Origin of the sequence: Streptomyces sp. NPDC059740 (genome assembly GCF_042733155.1) — a bacterium.
GTDB lineage: Bacteria > Actinomycetota > Actinomycetes > Streptomycetales > Streptomycetaceae > Streptomyces.
This window is the reverse complement of sequence record NZ_JBHWGP010000007.1, coordinates 1-18,913: the sequence shown is the minus strand read 5'-3', so window position 1 is coordinate 18,913 and position 18,913 is coordinate 1. Positions and strand designations below refer to the sequence as shown.

Genomic DNA, 18,913 nt, shown 5'->3' with positions numbered 1-18,913 from the left:
ATGCGCCTGGGCGTAGCCGGCCCCGTCGGCACCGGCAAGAGCTCACTGATCGCGACACTGTGCCAGGCGCTCTCCGCCGAACTGCGCCTGGGCGTCATCACCAACGACATCTACACGGACGAGGACGCACGCTTCCTCAAGAGTGCCGGTGTGCTGGACCCCGAGCGGATCCGTCCGGTCGAGACGGGCGCGTGCCCGCACACGGCGATCCGCGACGACGTGACCGCCAACCTGTTGGCGGCCGAGGACCTGGAAGCCGACTTCGGCCCTCTGGACCTGGTCATCATCGAGTCCGGCGGCGACAACCTCACCGCGACCTTCTCCCCGGCGCTGGTGGACGCCCAACTCTTCGTACTGGACGTGGCCGGCGGTGGAGACGTCGTGCGCAAGGGAGGGCCCGGCATCGCCCGCGCCGACCTGCTCGTGGTCAACAAGACCGACCTGGGCGAGCACGTGGGCGTGGACGTCGAGCGTATGACGCGCGAGGGCTGCGAGGCCCGCCAAGGCGCCCCGGTGGTCGCGCTGTCCCGACACGACGAGGCCTCCATCCGGACGCTGACCCGCTGGGTCCGCGAAACCCTCGCCCACTACCGCACCGGCGACCACACTCCCGTCGACCCCGGTCCGATGGCTCCGCACTTCCACACCGGTCAGCACGGCGAGGGCGCCCACACGCACCCCCACGCGGCCGGTGCCACCCACACGCACGACCCGGCCCCGGCCGAAGCCGGGAGGGGCGCGTGACCGGCCCGACCCGCCTGAGCGTCACACCAGGGCAGAGCCGCAGCCGTGTCCACCACACGACCGGGCACCTGACGGTGCGGACCATGGACCAGGACGGCGACGGAGCCCGAGTGGGCCTGATCGCCACCCGGGCGCTGCTGCTGGCCGGCGACGAGGTCCGTATCGAGGTGGACGTCGCCCCCGGCGCCTGGCTCGACGTCGTGGAGAGGACCGGCACGGTCGCCTACGAAGGCGAGGCTCCCTCGTCCTGGACGATCGACGCCGAAGTGGGCGACGGAGCCGTCCTGACCTGGGCGGGCATGCCGTTCGTGGTCTCCGACGAGGTCGCCACCCACCGTGGCACACGCATCCGGTTGCGCGGCACCGGCAAGGCGCTGATGCAGGAGAAGGTCGTCCTGGGGCGCGCCGGGCAGGCGGGCGGGGACCTGACCACCTCCCTGGACGCGCGCGACGACACCGGGCCGCTCCAGGTGGAACACCTGGACCTGGGAAGGCGGACTCGACAGATGCCGGGCATCCTCGGAAGTCTGCGTTCGATGGACACGGTCCTCGCGTTGGGGTGGACGCCCGAGCCACCCGGTGTGCCGGTTTCCGGCGGCACCGGGCCCGGGGAGACCTACTTCCCCCTGGACCGCTCCGGGGCCGTGCTGCGCTGGATGGGCGTCGGTCGGTTCCGCGACAGGCTGGCCGACCCCACCTTCGCCTCCTGGCGTGAGGAGGCGATGCGCGACCACCACCACCGACGCGCCGCACGGCCCCCGGGGCCGGCAGCGGCGCCAGACCTCGGCGAAGATGGCAATCGCCTGCCCACGGACGCCATGACGCGCACAGCCGCACGAGGCGTGTCCGCCTGAGGCCTGTGGCCCGGGCGGAGCCGGGTGCGGCCGTCACCGCAGGGGCCGGCCGTCTGCTGCTGGGGGGAAAATGGGGGGGCCGCCGCCTACTGCAGGGGCCCCGAAACCCGCCGCCGCTCGCCGTGCCCGCCCCGCACCCTCCCTTCCCGGACGTAGCAGGGAGTACCACTACCGGCACGGAGGTTCTCCTCGCCACCGGTGCAGCGGTCGTCGTCGCGGACCCGCCGTCGAGTGCACAGGCGCGGCGTCCTTGCCGGAACCGTGCAGCCTCCCCATCCTGAGCTGTGCCTCGGGCAATGTCCATCCGACCAGCGCGAGCATGGACTTGGCGGGCACTTACACGATCAGGCCGCCGACGCCGCAGCCGGTGACCGCACGGTCGGCGTCCAGCGTCGACGCCGAGCAGCGGGCCGTACGGGTACGCGCCGACAGGCGCGGGCATGTGCGCCGGGGCGGCCTTCTTCGCTCCCGTACGACGCGAGCCCGGCAACAGGCGCTCGGCACGCGGCCCGGCGCGGCGGCCGCTGCCCGGACGGCCGCTGGAGGAGCGGACGGGCATCCCCTGCCCCGGCCCGGGCTGGGGCCGTGCTGTCCGGTGCCTCGCTCGGCGGGGTCTTCGGCCTGCCCACCGACGGCGTCGACGGAACCGCTGCCGTGGCCTGAGGAGCGGGCGCCGACCGCTACGGCTCGATGGACAACGTCAACTGTGCGTACCGACCGGCGCGTGGCTGACCGTTCCCACCCAGCCGCTGGAGCTCCGGGGACGGCCACCCGACTGCCGGGTGCGGCGGGGGCAGGACGACGGTGAGGCCGGGCAGGACATTCCTGCCCGGCCTCACCGTCGTCCCGGTCCGTGCCGTGTGCTGCCTCACCATCCATGTCTGCCGGGTGGGTGATTGGGGTGCTGTAGGCCCTGCGGGGGGCGGTCCCGGGCTCGACAGAGTGCTTCCCGGGTGCGACCGGGTCGATGACAGCCAGGCGGCCCTCTCCCGGAAGCACCGCCCCACGGCGTGAGTGTGCAAGCCGTGATCGGCCCCGCGGGCAAGCTGCTGTGAAGTTGAAGGGGACCCTGTGTCCGGCGCCACTCCCCGCGTCCTCGTCGTGCCGAACCCACCGAGCTGACCTTCACCGAGGTGACGCCGGGCTGGCGTCTCGACCTCACTGAACTCGGTGGGAACGCGTACGTCTACATCAAGAACGACTCATACCGGGATGACCAGTCAGTAAGCGAGTTGCCCGATGCCGCCGTCGACCCGCAGTACGGTGCCTGCGGTGTAGGCGGATTCGTCCGAGGCGAGATAGACCGCGGCCTTCGCCAGTTCGGTGGCGGTTCCCAGGCGGTGGAGAGGCACGGTCCGCCTGAGTTCTTCGTAGAGGCCGGCCTGTCGCTCGGGGCCGAGGGACGCGAACGCGTTGGTGATGGTCGGGCCCGGGCTCAGTCCGTTGACGCGGATGCCCCGGTCCTTCAGCTCATGGGTCAGCCCGCGCGTGTAGGAGAGCAGGCCGGCCTTGGCCGCGCCGTAGACCGTCGCGTTCTCATGTCCGATGTACGCGGAGACCGAGCCGACGAGGATGACCGAGGACTGCTGCGAGAAGAGCGGCAGTAGGTCTCTGATCAGGAAGAACGGCGACTTGAGATTGGTCGTGAGGAGCCTGTCGAACGCCTCCTCGGTCCATGCCTCGATCGGGAGGTGGGTGACGTCGGCTGCGTTGCTCATCAGGATGTCGAGCTTCGGCCATTCCTCCCGGAGCCGCGCCGCGAGTGCCGCCTGGGCGGGTACGTCGCCGGCGTCACTGGCGACGGTCAGCAGTGGGCCGTCCAGTTGCCGGGCCGCCGCGTCCAGCTTCTCCTGCGAGCGGCCGGTGATGGCGACAGTCGCTCCCTCGGCGAGGAATTCGCGGGCCGTTTCCAGCCCGATGCCGCTTGTTCCCCCGGTGATCAGTGCATGCTTTCCCGCAAGACGATTCATGGTTCTGTCTCCTTCTTTCAGACTGCGGTGCGTCCGCCGTCGGCGGCCACGATCGCTCCGGTCATGTAACTGGCCCGGTCACTGGCGAGGAAGGCGATCACGTGGGCCACCTCGGCCGGGTCGGAGGTGCGCTTGAGCGCGGTTGCCAGACCCATGCCGCCCATGTCCGGGCCCATCGCCGCGATCACCTTCGAGGTGCGCATCGGGCCCGGCGCAACGGTGTTGACCCGCACGTTCGACTCGGCGAATTCCGCCGCCCAGGTACGGGTCAGCGATTCGAGCGCCGCCTTGGTGGCGCCGTAGACGGCCATGCCCGGCATGCCGAGGCCGGCCGCGGTGGAGCTGACGTTGACGATGCTTCCGCCGCCGCCCGCGGCCATCCTCTCCGCGAGCAGGGCGGTGAGCAGGAACGGGGCACGCACATTGACCGCGAACGCGGCGTCGTAGCTCGCGAGGTCCTGCCCGGTGGTCGCGGCGAACGTCATGACGCTCGCGTTGTTGACCAAGATGTCGACAGCCCCGGCGCCCTCGGCCAGATGTCGCACGCCCGCTACGTCGGACACGTCGGCAGCGATGAAACGCACTGCCCCGGCGGACTCGCCGCCACCTGCGCGGAGGTCTTCCACGACCTGGGCGCCGCGCTCCGGATCGGTGCCGGTGAGGATCAGGTCGGCCCCGCCCGCGGCCAGCACTTTGGCCGTCGCGTGCCCGAGTCCGCCGATCGCGCCGGATCCGGTGACGAGAGCCGTCTTGCCTGCGAATTCCATTGCTCCACCCTTCAGGCCGGCCAGGAGCGGCCCACTTCTGTGCATCCGTTCAAGAAGTCTGGGGTGGAAGCTACGTCTTCTTGAACGGACAGTCAAGAAGTCGTAGCATGAAGCACGTGGCACGAACCGGACGCCCTCGCGAGTTCGACAAGGAACGGACGCTGGAGCGCGCACTCGAACTGTTCTGGTCCCGGGGATACCGGGCGACTTCGATCCAGGACCTGGTCGAGGCGCTGGCCGTCGAGCGCGGCAGTCTCTACGGCGCATTCGGTGACAAGCGCCGCTTCTACCTCGAAGCCGTCAGGCTCTACTGGGAGGTGTACGAGCGGCACCTGACTGCCGCACTCGACACCAGCCCGCTCCTGCCCGCCCTGCGTGAGGTCCTGACCCATCCTGCGCGGCTGGACGAACTGGTCTCCGACATGGGTGCGCCGCAGGGCTGCCTGGTCGGCAACACGACCGCCGAGCTCGTCCCCCAGGACAGCGAAGCCACACAGATCGTCACCCGCTCCTACCGCCGGTTCACCGACATCGTCACCGGCGCACTCCGCCGCGCACAGGCCGCCGGAGAGGTCACGGACGCCCACTCTCCCGAGGCCCAGGCGCAGCTCCTGCTCTACCTCGTCCAGGGGTTGTCGCTCGTATCGAGGGCGGGACTCGACAGGGCGGCAGCCATGGCGGCGATCGACACGGCAGTGGCCGGACTGCGGGCATAACCGGCTCCTCCGTGAACGGCCGGAGCCCTCCGGGCCTGCGGAGATTCCTCGCCGTCCGCGTCTCACGGTCATCCCGCCGCCCTGCGGACGGCCGGCGACTGGTTGACGGCGATGACGAACATGGCGAGTTCGTCGAGCGTTCGGCCCTCCTGGACGCCCCGGACTGACCACCGGAAGGACGGAAAGAGGTTCGCGCGGGTGCCAAAACCGCAAGCGGTGTGCTGGTCGAGCGTGGCACGGTGGCGGCATGAACACACCGCCCCTGCCTCGGGCATCCTCTCGCCGTGGCCAGGTGATCGTCCTGACCGGGCCGCCTGGAGCCGGTAAGAGCACCGTGGCGCACCTGCTGGCGGATCACCTGCCCCACAGCGTCCACCTGCACAGCGACGATTTCTGGCGCTACATCAAGCGAGGCTGGATCGCGCCTTACCTGCCCGAAGCACATGAGCAGAACCGGGTGGTGGTGCAGGTACTGGTCGCAGCAGCGTTCGGCTATGCCCAGGGCGGCTACCAGGTGATCTGCGACGGCGTCGTCGGGCCCTGGTTCATCGAATCCTTCCGCGCGACGGCCCGGGAGCGGGACCTGCCGCTGAGCTACGTCATCCTCCGGCCGGACCAGCGCACCACAGTGGAACGGGCAACGAGCCGGGCCGGCGACGCCTTGACCGACCCCGAGCCGATCCGCTCACTGCACGGCCAGTTCAGCAACCTGGGTGCGTATGAGGCTCATGTCCTGGATTCAAGCTTTTTGACCGCTGAGGCAACCGCCGGCAGCATCCTGCAAGGCATCACGGCAGGCTCCTACCTACTCCACTTGAGCGACACCATCACCGATACGAACGACTCCATCCGCAACTCCTGACAAGGGCTCCGAGCGAACTCCATCAGGTCAGCCTCCCGGTGGGCGATGTCGAAGATCAGGCGATGACCAAGCGGGCCGGCGTCTGCCCGCGCACCACCGTCGCCCTCCCACCCGTCCTGGACCCGGCTCCGCCCCGGGCGGGGCGGTGTGTGGCTCTGATGACCGGGTAGGGCCGGCTCACACGCTCCCCCCACCCGGTCGGCGACTGGGACCCGGTGCCCTCTTTCACCGCCCGGTCCCCGGCCACGGTGAACCTCCCCGGCCACAGTGCGTCACCAAGGTGTGAGGTGTACAAGAAGCTGGTCCGAACAGCGGCAGCGCCGGCCGACCCGCGGGACGAGCTCTCACTCCGGGCGGAGGAAGGCCCGGACGTCGTCGTAGTCTCCAGGATCCGCTCTCGTCCATGCCCGAGGGGTCAGCCGCGGCGCGGCCGGCGGGGCGGCCTGCCGGCCCCGGACCTCCGGGTGCCCTACCTTCGAGCCAAGCCCTCCCATTCCCGCAGCTCCACGCCCACGCCCACGCCTCCGCTGCGCAGCGGACGCGGTTCCCGACCGGGAGTGTGGCTGTGAGCGGAGTCGCGGTTGCGGGAAGAACCTCCACTCCGACCTGTCCTTCGGCGTGCCCGGGCTCGGCTCCGACCACGCCACCTGCCAGGTACCGGAACTCGACCTGCGGCCCGGCGACCACCTCATCCTCTACACCGACGGCATGCAGGAACGCGCAGCAGCCGACGTCGACCTGACCGCCGTCCTCCGTGACACCGCCGCCGAGCACCCCCGCGAGGTCGTCCCGGCAGTCGCACAAAGCGGCCGGGCCCTCTTGCCGTGCGTGAACCGCTGTGAACAGCGCCGCTTTTCGGGCGCGTACTCCCGCACAACCACCCCGACCACACCCGCTCCGGACACCGGTCAGGGGCGGGGAGGTGAAGACGCTTCGCCACCGGCTCAGACCGCGCGAGAACACTTCGGCTTCCACGATGCGATGGTGGTCTGCAACCGGTGTTCGCGCATCGTCGTCAGCAACGCAACCAGGAGGGCGGCCATGCGCTGGCCGCCACGTCCTCCTCCCGCTTCTCCTCGCTCGCGAGCCGCTACGGCCTGACCACCGGGTCCCGCAGCTCTGGCTGGAGGGTGGTGAGCCAGTCGACCAGCAGATGGTTGACCTCGTGGGGGCGCTCCTGGTGGATCCAGTGGCCGCAGCGGTCCAAGAGATGGGAGGACGACAGGGTGGGGAGGCTGGTGGGACAGGCGTCGATGGCGTCGGACACCCAGGTGGTGGAGGCGTCCAGGCTGCCGCCGATGAACAGGGACGGCTGGTGCGGGGCCAGGTCCTCCCAGTCTCGGTCCCTGTTGCGGTAGCGGTTGAGTGCGCAGGTGGCCCCTGTGTCCTCGTACTCCCCGGCGTAGACATCGAGGTCGTCCTCGCACAGCCAGTTCGGGAGGACCCCTGTGGGGAAGCGGCCGCGCAGTCGGCCGCCGCGGGCGACGAAGTGCGGGTCGGACTCGCCCTGGGGCATGGTGTCGGCGGACAAGGCGGCGTAGAAGCCCGCGAGCCACCCCCCGGACACGGACTCGATCTCCGCCTCGGCACGGTCGGTCTCCTGGAAGCAGGAGATGTAGAACTCCTGCTCAGGGCCGCCGATCTGGTCGAAGACGTCGCTGGGACGGGGGCCGCCGGGCGGCGCGCAGGGGACGCTCAGCAGGCCGACGGCGCGGGAGACCCCAGGGTGGAGAAGAGCAGGGGACGGCGGCGAGGCTGGAACGGCGTTCCCGCCCAGCACGCTGTCCCGGATCGTGACCGGCCGAGCAGACCCGCCCCGGAGGCGCTGTTGCCGCTGCCGAAGGAGTACGGCGTTACGCTCCCCGCCCCTCGGACAAGCCGCGTGCTACGCCGCCCGTGCTTCGGCGACGACAAGGCAGCGCTGTTGCTGCCCCGGTATGTCGGTGGCCTGCGCGTCCACAAGCGCGTCCTGTCCCGCCCGTAACGAACCGACCGTGCGGCCACATCAGTCGCCCATGAGGGCTACGAGACGAGTGGCGCGGCCTACCGGTACGGACGTCTGCGGCCTCATGAGATGGCGAACACCAGCCCCCAGCGGTCCGGTCCGCCGTGGGGCAGCGTGCCCGGCCACCAGGCAACGTTCGTTGCCCAGTGCGGGCCGGTTGGCGTTTCCTGGGTACCCGGCGCAAGAAGAGACTGCTGGGCGCCGAGAACCTGGCACTCGCCGGCCGGCGTGGCCCAGCCGACGAGTCGCAAGCAGGAGGCTCAGCGGGCCAGCAGGTCCCGGATCGCCGCCGCGACCTCCTCGGGTGCCTCCTCGGCCATGAAATGCCCGGCGCGGGTCAGCCGGTGGTCCAGGTCCGGCGCCCACGCCTTCCACACACCCGCAGCGTCGTAGCCCAGTTGCGCGCCCCAGTCCTGCTGGACGACCGTCACGGGCATGGCCAGTTGCGACCCGGCGTCCAGGTCCGCCTGGTCGTGGATGACGTCGATGTCCGCCGAGGCCCGGTAGTCCGCGACGATCGACGTCACCGCCGCCGCGCTCGCGCGCAGGTATTCGGCACGCACCTCCTTGGGCAAGGCGGTCGGATCGTTGGCCCAGGCGTCCAGGAACGAGCCGAAGAACACGTCTGCACTGCCTGCGATCATCGCCTCCGGCAGGCCCGGCGGCTGCGCCATCAGGAAGAGGTGGTAGCCGACCGCCGCGGAGGCACCGTGCAGGACGTTCCACATGTCGAGCGTCGGCACGATGTCGAGGATGCCCAGGTGTGTGACGGTCTCAGGATGGTCCAACCCTGCTCGGAAGGCGACCAGGGCGCCTCGGTCATGCCCGACGAGGGCGAAGCGCTCGTGGCCGAGCGCCGCCGCCAGAGCCACGACGTCCGCGGCCATGGTGCGCTTGGCGTACACATCGGGGCCGGTGGCCGCAGGCTTGTCGCTGGCGCCGTAACCCCGCAGGTCAGGGCAGATCACGGTGTGCTCGTCGCCGAGCCGCTCGGCAACGTGTCGCCACATCAGGTGGGTCTGAGGAAATCCGTGCAACAGGACGACCGGGCTCCCACTGCCGCCGACAGCTGCGGCCAGCTCCACACCGTCCGCACCGGGCAGGCGGACTTGTTCGAAGCCGGGAATGGTGAGCGTCATGAGGGACCACCTTTCGGGTCGGGGGCTTGACCGGAGCAGCTTGGGCGACGGCGATCAGCAACCGATCAGTACGGTTGGGCGCAGCCGGCCCCTGGGACGGAGGATGGGGGCATGCGAATCGACGTGCTCGGTGTGGTGCGGGCCCTCCACGACGACGGCAGCCCGGTTGACCTGGGCGGGCCCCGCCATCGTGAGGTACTCGCCCGGCTCGTCGCAGCCGAGGCACGGATGGTCACCACCGACACCCTTGTCGACGACCTGTGGACCGATCCGCCCGCCCGCGCCGTGGGCGCTCTGCGTACGTTCGTCGCCGCGTTGCGCCGCGCCCTCGAACCCGACCGGCCGCCCCGCAATCCGCCGCGCGTGATCGTCACCGAAGGGCCCGGCTACGCGCTGCGCCTGCCGCGCGATGACGTGGACGTCCATCGGTTCCAGGACGCCCTGGCCCGAGCCCGCCGCAACCCCGACGCGGTGACCGACCTCAGCGCGGCACTCGCGACCTGGCGCGGACCCGCTTACGCGGATGTGACCGGCTCCGCCTGGGCGCAGCGCGAGCGGACCCGACTGGAGGAGCTGAGACTGGAGGGGGTGGAGCTCCGCGCACACATCCTCCTCGATTCCGGGGGAGGGGCCGACCTCGTCGCCGAACTGGGCGCCCATGTCGCCGAGCATCCTTGGCGCGAGCAGGGCTGGGAGCTGCTTGCCCGCGCGCTGTACCGCGCGGGCCGCCGCGGCGACGCACTGGCCATCCTCCGCCGCGCCCGCACGACCCTCGTCGACCAGCTCGGACTCGACCCCGGAGCCGGCCTCCGGCGGCTGGAGACGGACATCCTCAACGGGACGGCGGCTTCGGGAGGCGCACGTACCGCGTGGACGGGCCACGGTGTCCGCCTCGGTCCGCGCACCACCACGGATCTGGCCCGCACTCTCGCGCTGGCGGGTGGCGACGCACTCATCCGCGCTCGGCGCGACCGCCTCGCCGCCATCCATGCGGCGGAACGCACGGGAGACCTCTCTCTGACCGCCCGGACCATCGGTGCCTACGACGTCCCCGCCATCTGGAGCCGTGCCGACGACCTCGAGCAGTCCCGCGCCGTCGTCGAAGCTGCCGAACGCACCCTCACCAGGCTCGGCCCGGACGGCCCCGCCGACCTGCGTGCCCGCCTCCTGGCCACGGTCGCCGTCGAGAGTCGCAGCGCCGATCTGTCCGGGAGCGAGCTGGAACGAGCTCAGCAGGCGGCGCGACAGGCAGAGGAACTGGCACGGCACCTGTCCGATCCGGCCCTACTGGCCTTCGCCCTCAACGGGGTGTTCCTGCAGTCCTTCACACGTCCCGGGCTCGCGGCGGCGCGAGACAGGACCGGCGCCGAGATCCTCGACCTGGCCACCCGGCACCAGCTGCCGAACTTCGCCCTGCTCGGCCGGCTCGTCCGCCTGCAATCCGCCTCGGCCCTCGGAGACCTCGACGCCGCAGCCCCACACGCCCATGCAGCCGACCAACTCGCCTCCACCACCGAGTCACCCCTGGTCCCCATCCTCACCGGGTGGTTCAGGGCCCGGGCCACAGCCGCCCGAAGCACCGAACCTGGCGGACCGACCGCCGCCACGGCAGCAGCGCACTACCGCCATGCCGAGGACGCCCTCCGTACGGCCGGTATGCCGGGGCTGCACCGCGGCCTGTTCCCGCTCGCCCTACTGGGACTGCGCCTGCTGCATGACCGGCCGGCGCCCACCGACCCACACCTCGACTGGGGTCCCTACACCCCCTGGACGCGCCCCCTCGTGCTGCTCGCCCAGGGCCTGGGTGAGCAGGCCCGTACCGCCCTCGCCGCGGCCCCCGAACCACCCCGTGACCACATGCAGGAGGCCATGTGGTGCCTGACCGCCCGCGCCGCCGTACGCCTCGGCGAGCGCCAAACCGCCGCACGCGCTGCGTCTGCTCTGCGAGACGCCCGTGCAGAACACGCCGGCGCCGCCAGCGGGATGCTGACCCTGGGCCCGGTGGCGCGGTACCTGGCTGAGGCAGAGGCATGCGCAGGAGCGGGGTAGGCGACTGCGATCCGTGAACCCGGCGCCCGTACGCGCTCACCCCATGGCCCCGCGGACAGGGTGTCGTCGTGGAATCTTCTGATGCGTTCGGCTTCAAGCCCTGGCTCTCGACCAGACGATGCCCCCTGGTGCACAGTCGACTTCGACGTCTCGAAGCGCGGGGTAAGGACCGCCGGGCGCATCCGCTGTCCACACTTAGGCGTTCGCCACGAAGCCCACCTCACGGTCGGTGTTCAAGGCCCCGCTGCCTGCGCACGGACTCGGGCCGTCGGCAGCCGCGGCCTTGCGTCTCCCACGGCCCGTCCGGCACGGTCCATCCCCGCCGCCCGCCCCTCCGTACTCAGCACAAGGGCCAACTCGGCAGGCAGGAGGCTGGCCTAGGTCCGATGACGCAGTGATGCGGCGGCAGCGATGAGTGCGGTGACGTGGTCGCGGTGGTCGTCGTCCCGGCGGGCGATGACGATGCGGCTCGGTCCCGCGTCGGGGACAGGGACGCACACGATGCCCGGCGGAACTGGCGTGATGAGTGAGCGAGGCAGGACGGCGACGACGCGGCCGATCCGGACCAGAGCGATGAGTTCACTGGCAACGGTGATCTCGGGACCGCTTCCGCTGCCGGGGACGCCCGGCCACCGCGGGAAGGTCTCGTCAGCGAGGTCACCCAGAGAGACGATGTCGTGCCCGGCCAGCCGGTGTTCTTCGGGGAGGATGGCCACCCGGTCCTCGACATGGAGGGTCTCGGTGGCCAGCCCGTCGAGGTCATCGAACGGGGCGTAGAGCAGGCCCGCGTCGGCGCGCCCGTCATGCAGATGATCGGTGCGGTCAGTGGCGCCGCTGAAGAGAATGTCGACCCGTCGGGCGCCGGGCTGCTCCGCATAGGCGGCGAGGATTCCGGAGAGCAGGTCCGCATCCCCTCCTGGCTTGATCACGAACCTGAGCGGTGCGTCACCGGTGGCGTGTTGGGTGTTCTGCACGGCGACCGTCATCGCGTTCAGCGCATGCCGACCGTGCTCCAGCAGAGCGGCACCCGCGGGCGTCAGCACCACGCTGCGGCTGGTGCGGTCGAAGAGAGTGACGTGCAGCCGGGACTCGATGCGCTTGATGGTCTTCGACAGCGCGGGCTGCGCCACGGCGAGTCTGTCGGCGGCACGGCCGAAGTGCAGCTCCTCGGCAACGGTGACGAAGTGCCGTAGCTCCCTGATCTCCAAAAGATCCATTCCTCCAGGTTATCAAAAACCTGCTGAAGAGGTCTTGGACGAGGCTGGGTACCCGGTGGTCATATGGGAACATGCTGCAACACACCATGTTCGTTCAGTTCACCGAACCGATTCCCGAATCCGAGCTTAACCAGTACCTCGCGGACCTCGAAGAGGCCGCGAAGGGGACCGGCGTGCTCCAGACGTTCGCTGCACAGCGCCATATCCCGGTCCCTGGCGAGGAGCAGATCCCGGCATTCATCGCCACGGCCGTCGTCCAGCTCGGCGCCGCCGACGTGGAGGCGCTGGGAGCCCTGTTTGCCGCGCCTGAGGTCGGCGAGGTCTTCGACGCCTGGCGTACCCGTTACCCGTTCAAGGCGGCGTGGGCGAACCACGAGACGCTGGCGTGAGCGACTCCAGGGTCGGCCTGGCCGCTGGGCCCGGCGGCGGGATCGGACGCGCCATCGCGTACGGTCTCGCCGTCCGCGGTGTGGCGGTTGCGGTCCTCGACGCGGATGAGGCTGCCGCGCGCCAGACCGCCGAGGGGATCACCGGGGCAGACGGGCGTGCGAGCCAGCCGGGCCGACTTTTCCCGGAAGCACCGCCGTCACGGGGTGAAAGTGCAGGTCGTGGCCGGCCCCGCGGGCAGGTGCTGTGGATCTCGCCCGCCTTTCCCGGCCAGACCACGGCCTGACCGTGGCCCGCACCCACCGCGTCATCCGGATCTGCGAAGGTCTCGGCATTCCAGTTCTCGCCGACCGCGCCTACATCGGCGCCGGCTCCTGGGTGACCACGCCGGTCAGACGGCTCCCGCACCAGGTCCTCACCGCGACCCAGCAGACGATGAACCAGGCCCTGTCTGCGGCGCGGGCGCCAGTCGAACGAAGCGTCGCGAGACTGAAGTCCTGGCGCATCTTCCGTCTCATGTGACGGGCCCGGAGGACCAGATCGGCGCCCTGGGCCTGGTCCTCAGGGGTCCTTGCCATATGAGCGTCCGATGAGGTCGCGTGGTCCGGTGCGGTGCATCGCAAGGCGCCGGAGAGTTCTCGTAGCGGAGCTACCAGGGCTTTTCGGCAAGGCCGCGAGGTGCGGTGCCAGACCACGCGGCCCCGGCGGGCATATTGCTCGGGCCCCTTAACGCCCTCGTGCTCTTCAACACCAGGTACATGGACGCCGCGGTGAACCAGTTGCGCGCGGACGGCTTCGATGTCCGTGATGAGGACGTGGCTCGCCTCTCTCCGTTTGTGCGGCACCACATCAACATGCTCGGCCGGTACTCCTTCCAACTCCCCGAGCTGCCCGGGGGGCTTGCGACCGCTGCGCGACAAGGACGACGCAGACGGCTCGTGATCAGAGCCCGGGGCGATCTCGCGGGTGGATGAACCCGTGGCGCGCGCGTTCCGGCTGCGACGCCGGGGCGGCGCGTATTCGTCAAGGTTTCTCCGGGCGCGGGGACTTCGCCGGCCTGTCGTGCGCTGTGGTGGCGGACTCGGTGTGTGAGAGTGCGGCGAGGAGCCGCAGTTTCTCGTCGCTGTCGCTGTCCTTGTCGGGGTAGTAGACGACGAGGATGACGTCGTCGATGGGGAGTTTGTCGCGGTGGAGGCGTAGTTCACCGACGACGGGGTGGTGGAGCGTGGCGGTGCCTCCGTCGAGACTGCGGACGTCGTGGCGGGCCCACAGGGTGCGGAACCGCTGACTTGACAGTGCGAGCTCTCCGACGAGTTCGACGAACCGGGGGTTGTCGGTGTCGTCCCCGATGGTGGTGCGAAGGGCGGCGATGAAGTCAGCGGTGGCTTTCGTCCAGTCGTGATGGAAGGCTTGTTCCTCGGGATCAAGGAGGAGGGAACGAAGCCGGTTCTGGCCGGGCCGCAGGCGGGGGGAGAGCGCGACGGCCATGGGGTTGGAGGCCAGGACGTCGAACGCACGCCCTTCGACGAACGCGGGGATCTCAAGGTGGGCGAGCAGCTCGTGCACCCGCGCCGGTACATGTTCGGGCCGCTTGCGGCGCCGCGCCCTGGGGCGTGCCGCCGCGAGGCCGTGCAGATAGGCCCGCTCGATGTCGTCGAGCTGCAGGACGTGCGCGAGTGATTCGAGCACCTGGGTCGAGGGATTCTTGTCACGGCCCCGTTCCAGGCGCAGGTAGTAGTCGGGACTGATTCCGGCGAGCAGGGCGACTTCCTCGCGGCGCAGGCCGGGCACGCGGCGGTTGCCGCCGGGTGGAAGTCCTGCCTGCGCCGGGGAGACCAGCTCACGCCGGGCACGAAGGTAGCTGCCGAGCCGGTTGCCGGATTCCTCATCCTTCATACCGACACCGTAATGCGGTGCGCGCATCTCAGAGGGGGCCCTGACAGGACCAGGGAAAACGGGGGCCTGCCACATCCAGCGAATGCCGTCAAGACTGTGGTGGCACCGTTTTCAAGGAAACAGAGAACATCACTGTCTGCGCCGCGGGCCTGAACGCCGTCGGCGCCCTGGTCTGAAAGGTAGATCTCGTGGATCTCTCCAACCGCACCGTTCTCATCGTCGGTGGAACCTCGGGTATCGGGCGAGAGCTGGCCCGCCGGTTCACCTCAGCGGGCAGCACCGTGGCCGTTGCCGGCCGCAGCCCGGAGGCACTCTCGAAACTTGCCGGGGAAGGTTTCGGCACGTTCGGTGTCGACGTCACCGACAGTGCCTCCGTCGCGTCATTTCGTGATGCCGTGCTCGCCCGATACCCCGAGCTGGACACCGTGGTGACCATGTCGGGGGTCATGCTCCTGGAGGACCTGCGCGACCCCGCGCATTTCGAGGTGGCAGAGACGACGATCGACACCAACCTGCTCGGCACCATCCGAGTCATCGACGCCTTCACCCCCCACCTGGTCCAGTGGGGCACTGGCACCTTCATCACCGTCACCTCCGGAATCGCCTTCCTGCCGTTCCCGCCCATGCCCAGCTACGCCGCCTCGAAGGCCGCAGTGCACGCCTACTCCGAGGCACTGCGCGCGCAGCTCGACGGCACCGGTGTCGGCGTCGTCGAACTCGTCCCCCCGGCCGTCGCCACAGCAGGCCAGGAAAAGGTCAACCCGCACGCACTGCCGCTCGACGACTTCGCCACCGAGGTCATGCACCTGCTCTCGGAGAACCCCACCCCTCACGAAATCCTCGTGAAGGCCGTCCTCATGCACCGCTGGGCCGAGCGCGACGGCACCTACGACGACCTCGTCGCACAGCGCTCCCAGGCCCTGGCCATGCTCCCCAGCCGCCAAGGCTGAAGCCCTTCCCCGCCGGCAGCCTCCTCGCTCATCGCCCCCGAGCGGCCAACGGGCACCCGCGCGTCCTGAATACGAACCCCGCCTCCGAACGGCCCCGTCCCCGCGGCCTACCCTGCCGGGTGTCGACGGTTCAGCGGCGGATGTCTCCGAGGTCGAGCAGGCCGGTGAGTTCGGCGATCGCCTCTGGTGAAAGCTTGAAGTAGCGGGCGGACGTTCTCCGGCTTCTTGTGCCGGGACTTCGACATCAGCATCAGCAGCGAGGCGCCCTGCTCACCGAGGTGGGTCAGGGGGAGTGGCGGTACTCGTGCAGGTCCTACCAGAGCGCGTAGAGCAGGTTGCTGGGGAAGTTCGGCCTGCTTGGGGCGGCGCCCGCGCTCGTAGGCGGCCGCATCGGCCGACGCGGCTCGGTAGCGGTCCCGGCCGCCGTTGCGGGCGATCTCGCGCGAGATGGTCGAAGGAGATCGGCCCGGCCGCTTGGCCAGTTGCCGGGCCGACTCCCCGGCGGCGAGGCCGCGGGATATCTCCTCGCGCTCGCTGCCGCTCAGATGCCGTTATGACCGCGCCTGCAGAGCAAGGCGGACGCCACCGCTCTGGTACAGGAACCGACGGGCGTGCGGCATCGGCGCCCCGAGCGCCCGCCCGATCATGCTGAACGACTGCCCCTCGCGCCAGCGTTTCCCTATCTCGGTCCTGCTGAGCTGGCGAGAACCCGTGGTCACGCACCCGTGCCTCCACGATCACATGATCATCCGTGGGTGGCGTTGATCACCTGAGGGCGCCATCGTTTGACGACGGGCGGGCGGTCAGTGGTCTCGGTTCGTCGCGGCGCTGAGTACCCCCGACCCTCTCTCGCGGGGCGCGGGGTGGGCTACGCCAGAGATACGGCCCGGCGGGGTGCCTGAGCGGGACCGCAGCGAGCAGGACCGGCTACCGGACGGTGGTCGTACGGCGCTCAGGACGACCGGATGCTGCGCTGATCAGGCTTGGACGAATCCAAATGGCAGGCATCAGCAGGTGACGGTCCTGCCGTAGGACCCGTAATAGTTGTGACGGCTTACTTGCCCCGGCGCCAGCTTCCAACAGGACGAGTCGGGTCCGAAATCGATGATGACCTTGACTCGCATCGTTTTCCCGCAGTGGTTACCTACATACACGAAACCTCCCAGATCGGACGCGGCGCGGGTGATGCAGGCGGGCGCAGTACCGCCAGCGCTTGCCTGATGGATGACAGTGTCCGCAGACGCGGCGGCGGCGCCGGTGAAGAGAAGACACGCTCCGATGGCAGTGCTGATCGCCGTTCGGGACAGCAGAGAGTTCATCAGGTCCTCCTTGTACTGGTGGGGGTGGGGTGCGGGGTGGACTACGCCGCCCGACTTGCATCACCGGCGAGGCGGTGCTGAAGCCAGCGCCTCGCCGGTGACTTTCCTTCTGTGGTGCCGGCCGACCTGTGGTCGCCTTGTGACCCGGCCGTCGTTCTCAGCAGGTGACGGTTCGCCCGTACTGTCCGAAGACGCCCGTGTAGTACCACAACCGGCTGGAACCGGCCGACATCGTGAAGCACGGACTGTCGCCCCCGGAGTCCACGATCACCTTCACCCGCATGGTTTTGCCGCAGTTGTTGTCGAGATAGACGGAGAAGCCGTCGGGCGTACCGTTCACCACGCGAGTGATGCAGGCGGGCGCGGTGCCACCGGCTGCTTGGGCGGCCGGTGCACCGATGATCAAGCCGCCGATGGCTGCCGTCGCGGCCGCGCTCACCACGGCCAGTTGCTTGCGCAGAAGGTTCATGGGGTGTGTCCCGTCTCGTAGAGGTGAGGGCAGCGCGGGGTGGACCGCGCCGCCCGGCTTGCACCATTGAGACTGCGACGGACCGGTGTCCGGCCGCCAGGAACCGCATTGGATTGAGGGCTTCATGGGACGGCCCACGTGCTGACCTGCTGGGATGCCGCCCTGTGTGAGACGGGCTGGGACACGGAGGGGGCGTGTGGACAAGCAGGCAAGCTGACCGAAGGTCACCTGTAATGGACCCCAAGGCCAGATGATTCTGATGCTCGACCGGATTGTTGAATGATATGGGGTGGAACATGCCATTTTGGAAGGTGTTATCCCATTCGGTTGATGAGCGGGTGCGGTGATTCGTCGTTCAACTGCACGGTTCAAGGATCACAGTGGGCTGAGCCTCTCTTCGCCGCACACCAAGGCGGGCTACAGCCGTGCCTCCTGGGAGCGCTATCTCAAAGGAAAGGCGCTACCGCCGCGGCAGGCGATGGAAGAGCTGGCGCGGGTCGTCGGCGTCGATCCGGCACGGGTTCTGGCGCTTCATGAAGCGGCTGAGGAGGGGTGGAAGGAGGACCCCGACGCATCGAAGACAGCAGATCCACCGAAGCCGCGGAGGACGCGGCGTTGCGTTGATTGGCGTCCTGACTGCGCTGCTTTCCGGGCCTGCTTGGGATGCCGTGGAGCCCTGCGCACCGAGGCATAGCCCGCTCCCGGCGTCGCCGCGGACCATGCACCGGTGCACCCCGGCGATGAGCCGGGCGCGGCCGGCAGGGGCAGGGTCAGACCCACCACCGCCCGCAGCGCCGGACTCGCCGCCCTCCTCCTGGCCACCGCCCTGACCGCGACCGCCGGCACCGCCGGCTCCAACGGCAAGGCCGCTGCGTTGTCCCGGTCGGCCATGGGGGAGGGTAACGCCGTCGCAGCCACGACTTCGTGTCCTGGTTCCCGAAGCGAGAATGCCGGCTGCCCTACTCGGTCGACATGCCGGTCACCGAAGTGATCAAACGCAGGGGCCGACGCAGCTTCTCTGCGTGTCCCCTCGGTGGCCCGGTCGTTCAGTCAAGGTGAGTTGATCACGGGCGAGACATGCCCGTGCCCGGACGAAAGGCTGACCCCTGTGAAGAAGCTGAAGGCCACGGCCGTAGTGTGCGGCGCCCTCGCGGCTGTCTGCCTTGGTACGCCAGCGTTCGCCGACGATGAGCCCACCACGGAGACCGGCGTGGAGAGCATTGCGTCGGAGGTGCCGGCGTGGTGGAAGTCGGATGACCCCCAGGTGCACGAGCAGACGCGAAAGCAGGCGGCGGCTGACGCGGAAGCGAGGAAGAAGGCTTTCGCGGAGTCGGAGCCGAAGCGGCTGGCACAGCCGACTGCGGACGCAAAGTACAACACCTGGATCAAGAACCGAGACGCCCGGCAGCGGCAGGCTATCGTGGGCCTCTCTGACTCGCAGACGCTGGGCCTCAACCCCTTCAGGCCGGGCTACTACTGATCTTTTCGTAAGTTCGGTGGGTGTGGTGGGTGGATGGTCAGGCCGGTATGGGCGAGGAATGACCATGGCAGTAGGGGGTTGGCGTTGAT

General features: G+C 69.6%; 18 protein-coding genes and 3 pseudogenes. 12 read left to right on the top strand and 9 right to left on the bottom strand.

The window, feature by feature from the left end; translation table 11 throughout:
- Both ureG and ACFV3R_RS11240 read left to right on the top strand, forming a co-directional pair.
- On the top strand, positions 1 to 744 hold the full coding sequence (gene ureG, locus ACFV3R_RS11245; protein ID WP_385579896.1) for an urease accessory protein UreG: 744 nt from the start codon (positions 1 to 3) through the stop codon (positions 742 to 744).
- Entirely contained in the window at positions 741 to 1,598 is an 858-nt protein-coding gene (locus ACFV3R_RS11240) for an urease accessory protein UreD (protein ID WP_385579206.1), read from the top strand. The genes ureG and ACFV3R_RS11240 overlap by 4 nt, the downstream gene beginning before the upstream one ends.
- A 1,220-nt stretch (positions 1,599 to 2,818) precedes the next feature.
- Here ACFV3R_RS11240 and ACFV3R_RS11235 read toward each other — a convergent pair.
- Together ACFV3R_RS11235 and ACFV3R_RS11230 are read right to left on the bottom strand one after the other, a co-directional pair.
- Positions 2,819 to 3,568 (bottom strand): SDR family oxidoreductase, encoded by a 750-nt coding sequence (locus ACFV3R_RS11235; protein ID WP_385579203.1) that lies wholly within the window; start codon positions 3,566 to 3,568, stop codon positions 2,819 to 2,821.
- A 17-nt stretch (positions 3,569 to 3,585) separates the two neighbouring features.
- Positions 3,586 to 4,335, bottom strand: a complete 750-nt coding sequence (locus ACFV3R_RS11230; protein WP_385579200.1) for an SDR family NAD(P)-dependent oxidoreductase — start codon at positions 4,333 to 4,335, stop codon at positions 3,586 to 3,588.
- A gap of 116 nt (positions 4,336 to 4,451) precedes the next feature.
- On the opposite strand from ACFV3R_RS11230, the gene ACFV3R_RS11225 reads away from it, so the two are divergent.
- From ACFV3R_RS11225 to ACFV3R_RS11215, 3 genes are all read left to right on the top strand, one after another.
- Positions 4,452 to 5,051, top strand: a complete 600-nt coding sequence (locus ACFV3R_RS11225; RefSeq protein ID WP_385579197.1) for a TetR/AcrR family transcriptional regulator — start codon at positions 4,452 to 4,454, stop codon at positions 5,049 to 5,051.
- Between the two features lie 247 nt (positions 5,052 to 5,298).
- Positions 5,299 to 5,913 carry an AAA family ATPase gene (locus ACFV3R_RS11220; protein WP_385579194.1) on the top strand — a complete coding sequence of 205 codons (615 nt, stop codon included), beginning with the start codon at positions 5,299 to 5,301 and terminating at the stop codon, positions 5,911 to 5,913.
- A gap of 492 nt (positions 5,914 to 6,405) precedes the next feature.
- Positions 6,406 to 7,014, top strand: a complete 609-nt coding sequence (locus ACFV3R_RS11215) for a SpoIIE family protein phosphatase (RefSeq protein WP_385579892.1) — start codon at positions 6,406 to 6,408, stop codon at positions 7,012 to 7,014.
- Here ACFV3R_RS11215 and ACFV3R_RS11210 read toward each other — a convergent pair.
- Together ACFV3R_RS11210 and ACFV3R_RS11205 are read right to left on the bottom strand one after the other, a co-directional pair.
- Positions 7,004 to 7,651, bottom strand: a pseudogene (locus ACFV3R_RS11210) (alpha/beta fold hydrolase); the annotation flags it as partial. The gene ACFV3R_RS11215 and the pseudogene ACFV3R_RS11210 overlap by 11 nt on opposite strands.
- A gap of 527 nt (positions 7,652 to 8,178) precedes the next feature.
- Positions 8,179 to 9,057 carry an alpha/beta fold hydrolase gene (locus ACFV3R_RS11205; protein WP_385579191.1) on the bottom strand — a complete coding sequence of 293 codons (879 nt, stop codon included), beginning with the start codon at positions 9,055 to 9,057 and terminating at the stop codon, positions 8,179 to 8,181.
- A gap of 111 nt (positions 9,058 to 9,168) precedes the next feature.
- On the opposite strand from ACFV3R_RS11205, the gene ACFV3R_RS11200 reads away from it, so the two are divergent.
- Positions 9,169 to 11,106, top strand: a complete 1,938-nt coding sequence (locus ACFV3R_RS11200; protein WP_385579188.1) for a BTAD domain-containing putative transcriptional regulator — start codon at positions 9,169 to 9,171, stop codon at positions 11,104 to 11,106.
- Positions 11,107 to 11,483: 377 nt separating this feature from the next.
- On the opposite strand, the gene ACFV3R_RS11195 is transcribed toward ACFV3R_RS11200, so the two are convergent.
- The gene (locus ACFV3R_RS11195; RefSeq protein ID WP_385579185.1) at positions 11,484 to 12,323 is read right to left on the bottom strand and encodes a LysR family transcriptional regulator; all 840 of its coding nucleotides are present in this window, start codon (positions 12,321 to 12,323) and stop codon (positions 11,484 to 11,486) included.
- A gap of 71 nt (positions 12,324 to 12,394) precedes the next feature.
- Between ACFV3R_RS11195 and ACFV3R_RS11190 the strand changes: the two genes are divergently transcribed.
- From ACFV3R_RS11190 to ACFV3R_RS11180, 3 genes and pseudogenes are all read left to right on the top strand, one after another.
- On the top strand, positions 12,395 to 12,712 hold the full coding sequence (locus ACFV3R_RS11190; RefSeq protein ID WP_385579182.1) for a hypothetical protein: 318 nt from the start codon (positions 12,395 to 12,397) through the stop codon (positions 12,710 to 12,712).
- A gap of 168 nt (positions 12,713 to 12,880) precedes the next feature.
- Positions 12,881 to 13,223: pseudogene (locus ACFV3R_RS11185) on the top strand (transposase family protein); the annotation flags it as partial.
- A gap of 215 nt (positions 13,224 to 13,438) precedes the next feature.
- Positions 13,439 to 13,652 (top strand): annotated as a pseudogene (locus ACFV3R_RS11180) (Tn3 family transposase); the annotation flags it as partial.
- Positions 13,653 to 13,733: 81 nt separating this feature from the next.
- Here ACFV3R_RS11180 and ACFV3R_RS11175 read toward each other — a convergent pair.
- Positions 13,734 to 14,606 carry a helix-turn-helix transcriptional regulator gene (locus ACFV3R_RS11175; protein WP_385579179.1) on the bottom strand — a complete coding sequence of 291 codons (873 nt, stop codon included), beginning with the start codon at positions 14,604 to 14,606 and terminating at the stop codon, positions 13,734 to 13,736.
- A 188-nt stretch (positions 14,607 to 14,794) separates the two neighbouring features.
- Between ACFV3R_RS11175 and ACFV3R_RS11170 the strand changes: the two genes are divergently transcribed.
- Positions 14,795 to 15,556 (top strand): SDR family oxidoreductase, encoded by a 762-nt coding sequence (locus ACFV3R_RS11170; protein WP_385579176.1) that lies wholly within the window; start codon positions 14,795 to 14,797, stop codon positions 15,554 to 15,556.
- Positions 15,557 to 15,663: 107 nt separating this feature from the next.
- Here the strand turns inward: ACFV3R_RS11170 and ACFV3R_RS11165 are convergent, their stop codons facing one another.
- The 3 genes from ACFV3R_RS11165 to ACFV3R_RS11155 all read right to left on the bottom strand — a co-directional run bounded on the left by ACFV3R_RS11165 (position 15,664) and on the right by ACFV3R_RS11155 (position 17,344).
- A complete protein-coding gene (locus ACFV3R_RS11165) occupies positions 15,664 to 16,077 on the bottom strand; it encodes a helix-turn-helix domain-containing protein (RefSeq protein WP_385579889.1) in 414 nt (137 codons plus the stop codon).
- Positions 16,078 to 16,563: 486 nt separating this feature from the next.
- Positions 16,564 to 16,875: a hypothetical protein gene (locus ACFV3R_RS11160; protein WP_385579173.1), complete on the bottom strand. Its 312-nt coding sequence runs from the start codon at positions 16,873 to 16,875 to the stop codon at positions 16,564 to 16,566.
- A gap of 157 nt (positions 16,876 to 17,032) precedes the next feature.
- Positions 17,033 to 17,344, bottom strand: a complete 312-nt coding sequence (locus ACFV3R_RS11155; protein ID WP_385579170.1) for a beta-Ig-H3/fasciclin — start codon at positions 17,342 to 17,344, stop codon at positions 17,033 to 17,035.
- Between the two features lie 343 nt (positions 17,345 to 17,687).
- Here ACFV3R_RS11155 and ACFV3R_RS11150 point away from each other — a divergent pair, with 343 nt between their 5' ends.
- On the top strand, positions 17,688 to 18,038 hold the full coding sequence (locus tag ACFV3R_RS11150) for a helix-turn-helix domain-containing protein (RefSeq protein WP_385579167.1): 351 nt from the start codon (positions 17,688 to 17,690) through the stop codon (positions 18,036 to 18,038).
- A 414-nt stretch (positions 18,039 to 18,452) separates the two neighbouring features.
- Positions 18,453 to 18,824, top strand: a complete 372-nt coding sequence (locus ACFV3R_RS11145) for a hypothetical protein (protein ID WP_385579164.1) — start codon at positions 18,453 to 18,455, stop codon at positions 18,822 to 18,824.
- Positions 18,825 to 18,913: the final 89 nt, after the last annotated feature.

Excerpts from the sequence above, each read along its gene's own strand:
- ACFV3R_RS11230 (WP_385579200.1), bottom strand. The coding sequence starts at position 4,335 with ATGGAATTCGCAGGCAAGACGGCTCTCGTCACCGGATCCGGCGCGATC.
- ACFV3R_RS11220 (WP_385579194.1), top strand. The coding sequence starts at position 5,299 with ATGAACACACCGCCCCTGCCTCGGGCATCCTCTCGCCGTGGCCAGGTG.
- ACFV3R_RS11195 (WP_385579185.1), bottom strand. The coding sequence starts at position 12,323 with ATGGATCTTTTGGAGATCAGGGAGCTACGGCACTTCGTCACCGTTGCC.
- ACFV3R_RS11200 (WP_385579188.1), top strand. The coding sequence starts at position 9,169 with ATGCGAATCGACGTGCTCGGTGTGGTGCGGGCCCTCCACGACGACGGC.
- ACFV3R_RS11205 (WP_385579191.1), bottom strand. The coding sequence starts at position 9,057 with ATGACGCTCACCATTCCCGGCTTCGAACAAGTCCGCCTGCCCGGTGCG.
- ACFV3R_RS11175 (WP_385579179.1), bottom strand. The coding sequence starts at position 14,606 with ATGAAGGATGAGGAATCCGGCAACCGGCTCGGCAGCTACCTTCGTGCC.
- ureG (WP_385579896.1), top strand. The coding sequence starts at position 1 with ATGCGCCTGGGCGTAGCCGGCCCCGTCGGCACCGGCAAGAGCTCACTG.
- ACFV3R_RS11190 (WP_385579182.1), top strand. The coding sequence starts at position 12,395 with ATGCTGCAACACACCATGTTCGTTCAGTTCACCGAACCGATTCCCGAA.
- ACFV3R_RS11160 (WP_385579173.1), bottom strand. The coding sequence starts at position 16,875 with ATGAACTCTCTGCTGTCCCGAACGGCGATCAGCACTGCCATCGGAGCG.
- ACFV3R_RS11155 (WP_385579170.1), bottom strand. The coding sequence starts at position 17,344 with ATGAACCTTCTGCGCAAGCAACTGGCCGTGGTGAGCGCGGCCGCGACG.
- ACFV3R_RS11235 (WP_385579203.1), bottom strand. The coding sequence starts at position 3,568 with ATGAATCGTCTTGCGGGAAAGCATGCACTGATCACCGGGGGAACAAGC.